The sequence below is a fragment of the Rhizobium giardinii bv. giardinii H152 genome, from assembly GCF_000379605.1.
In the GTDB taxonomy this organism is placed as follows: domain Bacteria; phylum Pseudomonadota; class Alphaproteobacteria; order Rhizobiales; family Rhizobiaceae; genus Pararhizobium; species Pararhizobium giardinii.
The window spans coordinates 399,312-412,004 of record NZ_KB902578.1 but is presented as its reverse complement, the minus strand read 5'-3'; the positions used below and the strand labels follow the sequence as shown (position 1 = coordinate 412,004).

Below are 12,693 nucleotides of genomic sequence, written 5' to 3'. Positions count from 1 at the left end.
GTCTGCCGTGGCGGATATTGCTCAGCTTATTAGAGCATGTTGCCGGCGGAGAAAGCCTTGCGGCCTTCTTCGCGCTCGGCGTCCGGAGCCGAAACCAGGCCATAAGCGGCGAGCGGGCTGTCCGGGCCGATCATCTGGTCGTCAAGGAAGAACTCGACATATTCCTTGAGGCCCGGGATGACGCCGAGATGTGCCTTCTTGACGTAGAAGAACAGCGGGCGGGAAACCGGATATTCGCCGGAAGCGATGGTCTCGACCGAAGGAACGATGCCGTTGACGGTGGCGACCTTCAGCTTGTCAGCGTTGTTTTCAAAGAAGGCGAGACCGAAGACGCCGATGCCGTTCTTGTTGGAAGCGATGCGGGCAAGCGTTTCGGTGTAGTCCCCGTCGATGTCGACAGCCAGGCCGTCCTTGCGGACTGCGACGCATGCCTTGGCGGCGGCCTTTTCATCGGCGATGAGGCCCTTGATGACGTCCTTGGCGCCGGCTTCCTTGCAGCCTTCAGCAAGAATCTTCTCTTCGAAAACTTCACGCGTGCCGTGCTTTTCGCCCGGGATGTAAGCGGCGATTTCAACGTCCGGAAGGTCCTTGTTGACTTCCGACCACTTCTTGTACGGGTTGGCAACGAGCTTGCCGTCAACGACGATTTCGGCGGCCAGAGCGAGGTAGAGGTCCTTCGGGACCAGCTTCAGCTCGGCATTGCCAGCGTCGGTTGCGAAGACGATGCCGTCATAACCGATCTTGACTTCCTGGATCTCGGTGACGCCGGCTGCCTTGCAGGTCTCGAGTTCGCTGTCCTTGATCTTGCGCGAAGCGTTGGCGATGTCGATCGTTTCCGGGCCAACGCCCTTGCAGAATTCCTTCAGGCCGCCACCGGTGCCGCCCGATTCAACGATCGGCGTCTTGAAGTCGGGGAAGGTTTCGCCGAAGGTTTCAGCAACGATCTTTGCGTAAGGCAGAACCGTCGAGGAACCGGCAACCTGGATCTGGTCGCGGGCAATCGCAACGCCTGCAAAAGCGGCGGATGCAACCAAAGCTGCAACAGTGAGTTTCAAGGCTTTCATCAGAATTCTCCCAGAATGGGCTTGTGTGGGTGCGCTTTTCATCAGCGCTCGCTTTCGCCGTGTCGATCGGCCGCCCTAGTTAGCGCCCGATGGCCTCACCTTTTATGTCAATTTCACGAAACATTTGTGACAGCCTAAGTTACTGAATTAACTTCATTAAGACGATTTGTAACTTTTCCGGCGGCCGGTTTGTGTCAAAACCTCACGGTAAACACGGTGCCCTTGCCGATTTCCGACTGGACGAGCAATCTGGCGCGGTGCCGGGTGAGGATGTGCTTGACGATGGCAAGCCCAAGCCCGGTGCCTTTTTTCGACCGGCTGGCTTCTACGTTAACCCGGTAGAATCGTTCAGTAAGACGCGGAACGTGCTCTGCAGGAATGCCAGGCCCGTAATCCCGGACGGACACTTCAGCCGGCGCGTCGCCGCCACCGGAGAGGGTCACTTCGACCATTTTCCCCTCCTGGCCGTATTTGCAGGCGTTTTCGATCAGATTTTCGAAAACCTCGGTCAGTTCGTCGCGATCGCCCTGAACAACGACCGGATCATCCGGCACGACCAGCGAAATCTTTACACCGACATCTTCTGCCAGCGGCGATAGCGCATCCCGCACATGACCGAGCAGCGGCGCGAGGTCAACCGCCTCGTCCGGCGCAATGTGGGATTTGAGTTCCAGCCGCGACAGCGAAAGCAGATCATCGACAAGGCGGCTCATTCGCGTCGCCTGCTCGTGCATGATGCCGAGGAATTTCTCGTGCGCCTTGGCATCGTTGCGCGCCGGCCCCTGCAGCGTCTCGATGAAGCCGCGCAGCGAGGCAAGTGGCGTTCTCAGTTCATGGCTGGCATTGGCAACGAAATCGGAGCGCATCCGGTCGATGCGGCGTGCCTGCGATATGTCGCGATAAGACAGAATAAAGAGCCGCTCGTTCGGCGATCCGATCTCGGCTGGCGCGACGCGCACGATATAGACCGATTCCGACGGGAACCGCTCGGAATGTTCGATCTGGTTTACCTTGCCGGTGGCGATCGTCTCCCGGACCATGTCGAGAATCCCGGGAGAGCGAACCCGTGCCGAAAGATCGGTGTTGGCCGGGATCGTGCCGAAGGCCTTTTCGGCCGCATGGTTCTGCAGAACCACGGTTTCGTCGGGCGCGACCACGAGGATCGGCGTGTCGAGCGCATTGAAGGCCGCAGCCAGCATGCTAAGATCCGTTTCCTCGGCCACGGCCTCGGGCACGGGGACGGCGGGCGGCGTGGTGTCGGTCGAACGGCTGAAAAGCGCCGCCATCCAGACTATCCAGAACAGCAGCACGGCGACCGTGTGAATGCCGGCCAATACGAGCGCCGCCGCGACGATGGCCGACAGGCCGATGATCCACTTCTCCGCGCGGGCCCTGTCCTTCAGGCGCTCCCAGACTGTCTTTGTCTCTTCCAAAATACTCTCTCTTACCGGCATGCAATCAGCCGGTGATATCGGAGGTTCATGACAATGATTTTCACGGCATGCTTGAATTCGCAATTCAATTGTGGCCTCCTCCCATGAAATCGGCGACCGGCCGAAAATGCAGCGGGGGGAACCAATCGTGGCGGGAATCGAGAAAACGCAGCCGGTCAAACTCGTCGTCAACGGCAAGGAGCGGCTTTTCGACATCGACAACCCCGAACTGCCGAGTTGGATCGACAAGGAGGCGCTGGCCTCTGGCGGCTTTCCCTACGACAAGAAATTCGACGGCGGCGACTATGACGCAGCGCTGAAGAAACTGCAGATCGAACTCGTCAAGGTTCAGTTCTGGCAGCAGGCGACGGGCAAGCGCGTGATGGCGATCTTCGAGGGTCGCGATGCCGCCGGAAAGGGTGGTGCGATCTACGCGACGCGATCCTACATGAACCCTCGCTCCGCTCGCGTCGTCGCACTGACCAAGCCGACCGAGACGGAACGGGGGCAATGGTATTATCAGCGCTACATCACGCATTTTCCAACCGCCGGCGAGTTCGTCATGTTCGACCGCTCCTGGTACAATCGGGGCGGCGTCGAGCCGGTCATGGGTTTCTGCACGCCCGAGCAGAACAAGCGGTTTCTCAAACAAACGCCACGGTTCGAGGGGCTTATCACCGGCGACGGTATTCACCTTTTCAAATTCTGGCTGGATATCGGCCGCGAGATGCAGTTGAAGCGGTTCCACGACCGGCGGCACGATCCGCTGAAGGTGTGGAAGCTCTCGCCGATGGATATCGCCGCGCTGACGAAATGGGACCTCTACACCGAAGCGCGCAACCAGATGCTCGAGGAAACCCATACCGAACATGCGCCCTGGACGATCGTCCACTCCAACGACAAGCGCCGCGCCCGACTCGACATCATTCGTCACATGCTGAAGACGCTCGACTATGACGGCAAGGACGAGAACGCGATCGGCGAGATCGACGGCAAGATTCTCGGTTCTGGACCAGGCTTCGTGAAGTAGCGGTTCGCCGCTTCTTCACCGGCCACGGCGATCATTGCCCGGGAAGAATGCGAACGGCGAACAGGTCGAGGCTGTTGCCGGTACCCGCCAGGTCGCTGTTGATCAGCATATGCCCGGGAGCGCTCGGCGCCAGGCTGCGGTCGAACGTCACCTTGAACAGCATGTCGCTGGTTTCCTCGTTCACCGTGAAGCGATGACGGCCACAGTCGCCCAGCGAGGAGAAGTCGCATTCGACGGAAAACTGCGTCTGCTTGCCCGCATCGGCGCGAACGCTGAGCGCCACGGTCGACGTCTTGCCGGAAATCTGCCCGAGCACCGAAGCCGGGATTTCGATCCGGACGTTTCCGTCAGCCTCGGCGGTCGCGGAGGTGATGCGCAAGCGCTGACCGCTCTCGTCGCTGACAGCGTCAGCCGACGCACGGCTGCCCGCCGTGACCTTGCCTGCGTCGGCAGGCTTGAACACCTCGACCCAGTCGCCGGAGAAACCCGACTGGGCACCGAGCGTCCTCAGCCCCTCGCCGCCGTCGAAATCCTCGGACAGTACGGTCGAGGGCGGATTGGCAACGCTGGTATCGCGCTCGGCGGCCGATTTCAGAAGGCCGCTGGTTTGCGCCCACCAGGCCGCCGTCCCGATCGCGGCAACGAGGGTCGCCACAACCATGACGAAGGACAGCAAGCGGTCGCGCTTGCGCCGGCGGGGCTTTGGCAACTCGGCGGCTGCCGCGGCTTTCTTGCCCCGCTTGCCGGCGGCCGGCGCGACGGAGGCTGCCTCCGTCGCACGGCTTGCCTCGCGGCGATCGGGACGCACGCCGGCAAGCCCGTCATCGACAACGGGGCTTGCGGCCTCGCTGGCGGCCCGTTCCGGCGGCATGTGAACCCTGTCGTCGAGCGCCGCCGACGGAGCCCCGTCATCGTCATGACGACCGGCATCCAGACGAACCGCGGGCGCCACGGACGCAGCCTTCAGCGCCGCACGTTCCTCCACTTCGATGGCATGGATGATCGCTTCGAGGCGATGGCGCTGCTGGGCGATCACATTCGGATCATGCACGTCCTGCTTCCTGAGGCCGGCCTCGAGCGCGTTTCGCGCCGACTGATAGATACGCGCGCGTGTTTCGGAATTCGCCCGGTCGGAGCGCTCCAGCGCATGTCTGATGGCAGTTTCCAGTCCGCTCACTATCCGTCCTTCTTGATGCAGACGACCGGCATCGGGCCGCGCTGCAGGGCATGCCGCACCGGAGCCGAAGCTCTCTGGCCGGCGGGCATGCCGATCAACATTGTCCCAAAAGCCTTGCGGTGCGGCAGCGCTTTCGTTCCTTGAGCATCCACCGTGGCTCCTGGAAAACAAGGCGCACTTTTGGATGTGTTAACAATTGGGTAACGGGTGACGTCGCGATCTGCAAGCCTCGCACGTCAAACTGACGGCCGGCGCCGGGGAAAACCCGGAGGATTTTGCCCGGCTTGCCGGATCGGGAGCGCTCAAGCACCCTTTGCAAAATCCATCCGCGCTGATAAAGTTCTTACGTTTACGAAAACGTCAAAAGCTTGAACCCCGGGAGCGAACTCTTGTCATTGCCAGCCCTTCTCAACGGCACCACGCGGCTGCCCGTCGTCGCAGCGCCCCTGTTCATCATCTCGCATCCAGCCCTGACGATTGCCCAGTGCAAGGCTGGCGTCGTCGGCTCGTTTCCCGCACTGAACGCCCGGCCGGAAGCGCAGCTGGATGAATGGCTGGCCGAGATCACGGAAGAACTTGCGGCGCACAACGCCCGCAATCCCGGCAAGCCGGCTGCCCCCTTCGCCGTCAATCAGATCGTCCACAAGTCCAACAAGCGGCTCGAGCACGACCTGATGCTGTGTGTCAAATACAAGGTCCCGATCGTGATTTCCTCGCTTGGCGCCGTGCCGGAAGTCAATGCGGCGATCCATTCCTATGGCGGCATCGTGCTGCATGACGTGATCAACAATCGCCACGCCAATTCCGCCATCCGCAAGGGCGCCGACGGCCTGATCGCGGTTGCCGCCGGCGCCGGCGGCCATGCCGGGACGCTCTCTCCCTTTGCCCTGGTCCAGGAGATTCGCACCTGGTTCGACGGGCCACTCCTGCTCTCGGGCGCGATTTCCACCGGCGGTGCCGTGCTTGCCGCACAGGCGATGGGCGCCGACATGGCCTATGTCGGCTCGGCCTTCATCGCAACCACGGAGGCGCGCGCCAGCGACGCCTACAAGCAGATGATCGTCGACAGCAGTGCCAATGACATCGTCTATTCCAACTTTTTCACCGGCATTCACGGCAACTACCTGAAACCCTCGATCGTCGCCGCCGGCATGGATCCGGAGCAGCTGCCGCAGGCCGATCCGTCGAAGATGGATTTCGCAACGGCCACAACCGGCGCCAAGGCCTGGAAGGATATCTGGGGCTGCGGCCAGGGCATCGGCGCCGTCACGGAGATAGGACCGGTTTCCGCATTGGTCGATCGCCTTGCCCGCGAATATGACGAAGCGCGCCAGAGAGTGTCGCTGTAAGACAGCACCTTTGCGTCGTCCCGAGGTTTTTTCCGGTTCTGCAAACTGATGGCTTGAAATCCCATCGGTTTGCAGGTATCAGCGCCTCACACATCGCTCCGCTGCATCGCGGATGCGTTTGCGGGCCGCTTTAGCTCAGGTGGTAGAGCACATCATTCGTAATGATGGGGTCGCAGGTTCGAGTCCTGCAAGCGGCACCATATTCTTCCAAAATATATATTATTTTCAATGCTTTATGGCCTCTCCTGGGGTCAGATATTCTATCGCGCCTTCTGTCGCTCTATTTTTCTTTCCCTCGGCTGGCCACACCGGTCGTTCAAGCCCGGCGCAAGCGACGCGGCGTAGCTTGTCCTCTCACCGGCATGAGGCCGGCCAGCGAAGGACAATGACATGTCGAACACGATCGAATACGCGCCCCTCCCGCAAGACGCAGCCATCGCCCTGTTCCTGCAGGAAGACAATGCCGACAGGCTGACCGACCTGCTTGTCGATGCGCTCGACGAAGCTCTCAGAATTCTGAAAGAAGAGCTGGTTTCCCGGCCGCTGAACTGACCTGCCACCGGCGGCATGACGAACCTTCGACGCAAGGATGCCATATCTACCCCGTATGACTCTCTCCCGTCATGCGGGGCTGCTACGCTACAATTTACTCGGGAAAACATGGTTAATTTTTTAACTATTTTCCGGTTAGCAGCGTGGGAGGTCAGCGGATCGGCCGTTGATTCGAGAACCGGGAGGACCACAGATGATTTTCAATCTGCTCAAGCCCAAGTGCGACGATACCGCCGATACCGGGACCTATGCCGACGGCGCTTTCGAGCTGCCGATCATCGAGATCAACTCCGCTCCCCGCCGGGTTCGCGGGCATATCGCGCATCAGCGGGACTATGGCAGCGACCGTGCCATCTCGCCGATCCCCGCCGGCCTTGCCTGACAATCCGGCAGGGGATCACCGCCCATACAGCGGCCTCATTCTTCAGACACGGGGCTTCAGCTTCATGTGGCGGTTGACGTCCTTGTAGAGCAGATAGCGGAACTTGCCGGGGCCGCCCGCATAACAGGCCTGCGGACAGAAGGCGCGCAGCCACATATAGTCGCCAGCCTCGACCTCTACCCAATCCTGATTGAGCCGGTAGACCGCCTTGCCCTCCAAAACGTAGAGGCCATGCTCCATGACATGGGTTTCGGCAAAGGGGATCACCGCGCCTGGTTCGAAGGTGACGATCGTCACATGCATGTCGTGTCGCAGGTCCGCGGTGTCGACGAAGCGCGTCGTCGCCCATTTGCCTTCCGTGCCCGGCATCGGATCAGGGGTGATATCCGCTTCGTTGAGGAACAATGCGGGTGGCACGTCGAGACCGTCGACGGCCTCGTAGATCTTGCGTATCCAGTGGAACCGCACCGGCTTGTCGCTGGCGTTGCGCACGGACCATGCGCTGGCCGGCGGAATGAAAGCGTAACCGCCGGGTGACATCAGGTGGGCCTTGCCGTCCAGCGTCACGGTCAGCTCGCCCTCGACGACGAACAGAACGCCCTCGGCGTCCGCATCCGGCTCCGGCCTGTCGCTGCCGCCTTTCGGAGCCACTTCCATGATGTATTGCGAGAAGGTCTCGGTAAAGCCGGAGAGCGGCCGCGACAGGACCCACGCCCGGGTGCCTTCCCAAAGCGGCAGGTAACTGGCGACGATATCCATCATCACGCCCTTGGGGATGATGGCATAGGCCTCGGTAAAGACGGCGCGGTCGGTAAGCAACTGCGTCTGCGGCGGAACGCCGCCCGTGGGGGCGTAGTAAGTGCGGTTCATCGGATTTCCTGGACTTTCAAGATGGATCAGCCTCTACGGCCGCAAGCGGCCGCAAGGAGCACGCAATCATTAGCGCAATGGAGCGCTGAGATCACGCGGCAATTCCCCCTTATGTTCGGATAGAGTTTCGCCAAAAACGGGGAAATCACCGTTAAACTGGCGACGCGATCGGGCAAGGCTGTGCGCTCGCCTCTATTTGATGATCTCGCTCGGCGGTGGCGGCTGGTTCGTCACCTCGTGCAACCATTCCCGCCAGATTGCCACCAAAAGCGCCATCAGCACCGGCCCGACGAAAAGCCCGAGGAACCCCATGGTCTTGACGCCGCCGACGAGGCCGAAGAAGGTCGGCAGGAAGGGGAGGCTGATCGGTCCGCCGACAAGCCTCGGGCGCAGGGTCTTGTCGACAATGAACAACTCTACGGTTCCCCAGGCGAACAGGGCGGCGGCGGCAAATGGCGAGCCACTGGCGAAGAGATAAACCGACACCAGGGTGAAACAGAGCGGCGCGCCGCCGGGAATCAGCGCCATGATGCCGGTGATGATGCCAAGGGTCACCGGCGAGGGAACCCCTGCCAGCCAATAGGCGACGCCAAGCACGATGCCTTCGCCGATGGCGATAACGCCCATGCCGGTGACGGTCGAACTGATGGTCAGCGGCACGATGCGCGACACGCGCTCCCAGCGCATCGGCAGGATACGTTCCCCGAGACGATCAAGCTGGACAACCAGTTTCTCGCCGTCGCGATAGACGAAAAACAGGGTGATCAGCATGAAAAGCAGAGTCAGCAACGACTGGAAGGCAGATGCGCCGACGACGAGCACGCCGCGGTAGATACTGCCGATATTGGAGCCACTGACGAGCTGAACCAGTTCGCCGACCGCGCCGGGATGGCCGACATATTTCGCCCATTGCGTTCCAAGCCAGACACCGGCGCCGGGAATTTGCGTCAGCCAGACCGGCACAGGCGCGCCGAATTTGTTGGTGGCGATGGTCCAGTCGACCCAGTCGCGGACTTCGTCGACGGCGTAGACCGCGGCCAGCGAAATCGGCGCGACGATGAAGGAGATCACCGCGATGATGGCAATGGTGGCTCCAAGCGTCCGGTTGCCGCCGATGGCCGCAAGCAGGCGGCGATAGATCGGCCAGGAGGCGAAGCCGATGACCAGCGCTGCCAGCACCGGCACCAGAAAGCCGTGGAAGAAATAGACGCCGGCGAGGAGGATAAAGACGAGCAGCCAGCGCGCGGCCGAAATCGGCCCGACAAGCGCCGAGCGTTCATGGGCCGGACGGCCAAAAAGACGCGGCTCCGACGGAAGCTCGCCCCGGTCACGATTGGTCAGTTGCAAGAAGCATTTCTCCACATGTCATCAAGATGACAGCAAAACTCACGGCTTGCCACATGTTTCCGATTTTTGCCGGCAACCCGGAAACGTGTGGCATAGATAAATATGACCGCAGGGTCAACACAAGCGGATGACAATCGAATTTCGGTGGAGAAGAACTACCGCAGCGCAACCCTTGCCGACGCCGAGCGGTCGAGGAAAACCGACGACAGGAAGATGCCGATGCCGGCAACCGACATCATGGCGCCGACGAGGCCGGTCGAGGTCCAGCCGTAGCCGGCCGAGATCGACAGGCCTCCGAGCCAGGCACCGAGCGCATTGGCAAGGTTGAAGGCCGAGTGGCTGGCCGCCGCAGCCAGCGTCTGGGCCTCACCCGCGACATCCATCAGTCGCGTCTGGATGCCAGGCACGACGGCGAAACCGCCGCCGATCAACAGCACGTTGATGACGGCCATCCAGGGCGTCGTCATCGTGAAGTAGAACAGCACATAGGCGGCGAGGTTAAACACGAGAGCGATGCCGATGGCGGGCAACAGCGACCAGTCGGCAAGCCGAGAGCCGACGATATTGCCGAGGATCATGCCGGCGCCGAAGACGGAGAGCATGATCGGGACATTGCCGAGCGCGACGCCGGCCACGTCCGTCAGCGCAGGCGTGATGTAGCTGAAAACCGCGAACATGCCGCCGCAGCCGATGGCGCAGATGCCGAGCGTCAGCCAGACCTGGGTCTTGCCGAGCGCACCAAGCTCCTTCAGCGGCGTCGCCGCCGGATTGGCGCGGTCCTTCGGCACGTGGAACCAGGTCAGCACGACGGTCAGCACGCTGATGGCGCCGACGATCGCAAAGGCGGCGCGCCAGCCGAGCGCCTGGCCGAACCAGGCGGCAAGCGGCGTTCCGACCAGGGTGGCGACGGTCAGCCCCATCATGACGCGACCGATGGCGCGCGCCCGCTGATGCGGCGCCGCCATCCCGGCGGCAACCAGTGCCGCCACGCCGAAATAGGCCCCATGCGGCAGGCCCGCGAGGAAGCGGGCGGCGACGAGCAGGCCGAAGCTGCCGGCGACGGCGCTGGCAAGGTTGCCGAGTGCAAACAGGCTCATCAAGGCAAGTAGGACATTGTGCCGGGAAAACCGGGCGGCCAGGACGGCGATCAGCGGCGCGCCGACGACGACGCCGATCGCATAGGCGCTGATCACGTGCCCCGCGTAGGGAACGGAAACGGAGAGATCGTCTGCGACCTGCGGCAGAAGACCCATGATGGCAAATTCGCCGGTGCCGATGCCGAAGCCGCCGACTGCCAGCGCAAGTTCCGCGCTGGAGACACCGCCCCAACGGGCTGCCGGTATAGAAGAGAGAGCATCATCTGACATGGGACGGCCTGTCCGGCGCCAAACGGCAGCCAAAGGATTTGGTTCTCGAAATGGAAAGCCCGGAGCGACTTGGGAGGAAAGCCTTGGCTTGTTGCAATGCAATATACCTTTTTGCACCTGCTCGCAAAACATTGCTGCAAGGCACCTGCCGCGAAATCTTGCCATGCACCGCCAAACCCTCGGTGATGTATTGACGTTTACGTTAAGGTTATATAATCCGGAATGTACTTGATGAGGCGAGACGAAAGCTTCATCCTCATCAATGTGGGCGATCTGGAGGGATCGTTCGCTCCTGCGCAGCGGAAGCCGATGACATTTTCGGACAGGGTTGCGTATGGAAAATGAAGACGGCGCGCGGCCGTCTTGCAGCGCGGCGGCAGTTGCATCAGGGAGAGAGACCATGCCGGACACATTGATTCAGACGCGCGGACCCCAGGCCGCCAAACCCTGGCTGCAGTCCTATCCGCCGGGCATGCCCGCAGAAATCACCCCTTTGCCCCACAACTCCATCGGCGAGCTCTTTGCGGAAGCCTGTGCGACATACGCCACGCGCCCCGCGTTCACCTGCATGGGCAAGACGCTGACCTTCGCCGAACTCGAGGCCGAGAGCAAAAAGATCGGCGCCTGGCTGCAATCCACCGGTCTGGCCAAGGGCGACCGCGTTGCCGTGATGATGCCGAACATTTTGCAGAATCCGGTGATCGTCTATGGCATCCTGCGCGCTGGCTTTGCCGTCGTGAACGTCAATCCGCTCTATACGCCGCGCGAACTCGAGCATCAACTGAAGGATGCCGGGGCCAAGGCGATCTTCGTGCTGGAAAACTTCGCCCATACGGTCGAGCAGGTGGCCGCGCGCACCGACCTTAAGCACATCGTCGTCGCGACCATGGGCGACCTTCTGGGGCTCAAGGGCCTGATCGTCAACATCGTCGTGCGCAAGGTCAAGAAACTCGTGCCGGAATGGTCGCTGCCCGGCCACCTGTCCTTCAAGGCGGTTTTGGCAAAGGGAAACAATGCGCTCCTGAACAAGGTCGATGTGAAACCGGGCGATGTCGCCTTCCTGCAATATACCGGCGGCACCACCGGCGTCTCCAAGGGCGCGACGCTTACCCATGCCAATCTTCTTGCGAATATGGCCCAGATGGGCCTGTGGCTCGAAACCGCCTTCCTCAACAAGAAGCGGCCGGATCACCTGGTGTTCCTCTGCGCCCTGCCGCTCTACCATATCTTCGCGCTCACAGTGAATTCACTGATGGGCCTGAAGACCGGCGGGCAGAATATCCTGATCCCCAATCCGCGCGACATCCCGGCCTTCGTCAAGGAATTGGCGAAGTACAAGGTCAACATCTTCCCGGGCCTGAATACGCTGTTCAACGCACTGATGAACAACGCCGAATTCCAGAAGCTCGATTTTTCCGATCTGGCGCTGACCTTCGGCGGCGGCATGGCGGTGCAGCGACCGGTTGCCGAACGCTGGGAAACGATGACGGGGTGCCCGATCAAGGAAGGCTACGGCCTTTCGGAGACATCGCCCGTCGCGACGGCCAACCGGCTGGACGCAGCCGAGTTCACCGGCACGATTGGCCTTCCCCTGCCCTCGACGGAGGTTGAAATCCGCGACGACGATGGCAACACCCTGCCGCTCGGCGAAATCGGCGAAATCTGCATCCGCGGCCCGCAGGTCATGGCCGGCTACTGGCAGCGGCCGAACGAAACCGCCAGCGCAATCTCGCCCGACGGCTTCTTCCGCACCGGCGATATCGGCTTCATGAACGCGCAAGGCCTGGTCAAGATCGTCGACCGCAAGAAGGACATGATCCTCGTCTCCGGCTTCAACGTCTTCCCCAACGAGATCGAGGAAGTGGCGATGACCCTTGCCGGCATTCTCGAATGCGCCGCAATCGGCGTGCCGGACGAGCACTCCGGCGAAGCGGTGAAGCTGTTTGTCGTCAAGAAGGACCCGAACCTTACCGAGGCGGACGTCAAGGCCCATTGCTCCGCCAACCTCACCAACTACAAGCGGCCGAAATTCGTCGAGTTCCGGACCGAACTGCCGAAGTCGAATGTCGGCAAGATCCTGCGCAAGGATTTGCGTGGCTAGGCAGGATTTAAATCCATTTAA

The 12,693-nt window shown here is 61.4% G+C and carries 12 protein-coding genes and 1 tRNA gene; 6 read left to right on the top strand and 7 right to left on the bottom strand.

Annotated features, from left to right (window positions below; translation table 11 throughout):
• Nucleotides 1–29: 29 nt before the first annotated feature.
• Both A3AY_RS0102090 and phoR read right to left on the bottom strand, forming a co-directional pair.
• Nucleotides 30–1,064 (bottom strand): substrate-binding domain-containing protein, encoded by a 1,035-nt coding sequence (locus A3AY_RS0102090; RefSeq protein WP_018324020.1) that lies wholly within the window; start codon nucleotides 1,062–1,064, stop codon nucleotides 30–32.
• Nucleotides 1,065–1,258: 194 nt separating this feature from the next.
• Nucleotides 1,259–2,518 (bottom strand): phosphate regulon sensor histidine kinase PhoR, encoded by a 1,260-nt coding sequence (gene phoR / locus A3AY_RS0102085; protein ID WP_026203024.1) that lies wholly within the window; start codon nucleotides 2,516–2,518, stop codon nucleotides 1,259–1,261.
• A 106-nt stretch (nucleotides 2,519–2,624) separates the two neighbouring features.
• Here phoR and ppk2 point away from each other — a divergent pair, with 106 nt between their 5' ends.
• Nucleotides 2,625–3,527: a polyphosphate kinase 2 gene (gene ppk2 / locus A3AY_RS0102080; RefSeq protein ID WP_040668060.1), complete on the top strand. Its 903-nt coding sequence runs from the start codon at nucleotides 2,625–2,627 to the stop codon at nucleotides 3,525–3,527.
• Nucleotides 3,528–3,558: 31 nt separating this feature from the next.
• Here ppk2 and A3AY_RS0102075 read toward each other — a convergent pair whose 3' ends face one another.
• A complete protein-coding gene (locus A3AY_RS0102075) occupies nucleotides 3,559–4,704 on the bottom strand; it encodes a hypothetical protein (RefSeq protein ID WP_018324017.1) in 1,146 nt (381 codons plus the stop codon).
• Nucleotides 4,704–4,856 (bottom strand): hypothetical protein, encoded by a 153-nt coding sequence (locus tag A3AY_RS38860; protein WP_154663237.1) that lies wholly within the window; start codon nucleotides 4,854–4,856, stop codon nucleotides 4,704–4,706. Before A3AY_RS38860 ends, A3AY_RS0102075 begins: the two co-directional genes overlap by 1 nt.
• A 237-nt stretch (nucleotides 4,857–5,093) precedes the next feature.
• On the opposite strand from A3AY_RS38860, the gene A3AY_RS0102065 reads away from it, so the two are divergent.
• The 4 genes from A3AY_RS0102065 to A3AY_RS0102050 all read left to right on the top strand — a co-directional run bounded on the left by A3AY_RS0102065 (nucleotide 5,094) and on the right by A3AY_RS0102050 (nucleotide 6,987).
• On the top strand, nucleotides 5,094–6,053 hold the full coding sequence (locus tag A3AY_RS0102065; protein ID WP_018324015.1) for an NAD(P)H-dependent flavin oxidoreductase: 960 nt from the start codon (nucleotides 5,094–5,096) through the stop codon (nucleotides 6,051–6,053).
• A 124-nt stretch (nucleotides 6,054–6,177) separates the two neighbouring features.
• Nucleotides 6,178–6,253, top strand: a tRNA-Thr gene (locus A3AY_RS0102060).
• 190 nt (nucleotides 6,254–6,443) lie between these two features.
• Nucleotides 6,444–6,605: a hypothetical protein gene (locus tag A3AY_RS39585; protein ID WP_018324014.1), complete on the top strand. Its 162-nt coding sequence runs from the start codon at nucleotides 6,444–6,446 to the stop codon at nucleotides 6,603–6,605.
• 193 nt (nucleotides 6,606–6,798) lie between these two features.
• On the top strand, nucleotides 6,799–6,987 hold the full coding sequence (locus A3AY_RS0102050; protein WP_018324013.1) for a hypothetical protein: 189 nt from the start codon (nucleotides 6,799–6,801) through the stop codon (nucleotides 6,985–6,987).
• A 42-nt stretch (nucleotides 6,988–7,029) separates the two neighbouring features.
• Here A3AY_RS0102050 and A3AY_RS0102045 read toward each other — a convergent pair whose 3' ends face one another.
• The 3 genes from A3AY_RS0102045 to A3AY_RS0102035 all read right to left on the bottom strand — a co-directional run bounded on the left by A3AY_RS0102045 (nucleotide 7,030) and on the right by A3AY_RS0102035 (nucleotide 10,571).
• Nucleotides 7,030–7,857, bottom strand: coding sequence for a bifunctional allantoicase/(S)-ureidoglycine aminohydrolase (locus tag A3AY_RS0102045; protein ID WP_018324012.1), 828 nt, complete (start codon nucleotides 7,855–7,857; stop codon nucleotides 7,030–7,032).
• Between the two features lie 192 nt (nucleotides 7,858–8,049).
• Complete coding sequence (locus tag A3AY_RS0102040; protein ID WP_018324011.1) at nucleotides 8,050–9,204, bottom strand: AI-2E family transporter; 1,155 nt, start codon at nucleotides 9,202–9,204, stop codon at nucleotides 8,050–8,052.
• Between the two features lie 155 nt (nucleotides 9,205–9,359).
• The gene (locus A3AY_RS0102035) at nucleotides 9,360–10,571 is read right to left on the bottom strand and encodes an MFS transporter (protein WP_018324010.1); all 1,212 of its coding nucleotides are present in this window, start codon (nucleotides 10,569–10,571) and stop codon (nucleotides 9,360–9,362) included.
• Between the two features lie 400 nt (nucleotides 10,572–10,971).
• Between A3AY_RS0102035 and A3AY_RS0102030 the strand changes: the two genes are divergently transcribed.
• Nucleotides 10,972–12,672 carry a long-chain fatty acid--CoA ligase gene (locus A3AY_RS0102030; protein ID WP_018324008.1) on the top strand — a complete coding sequence of 567 codons (1,701 nt, stop codon included), beginning with the start codon at nucleotides 10,972–10,974 and terminating at the stop codon, nucleotides 12,670–12,672.
• The last annotated feature ends 21 nt before the right edge of the window (nucleotides 12,673–12,693 follow it).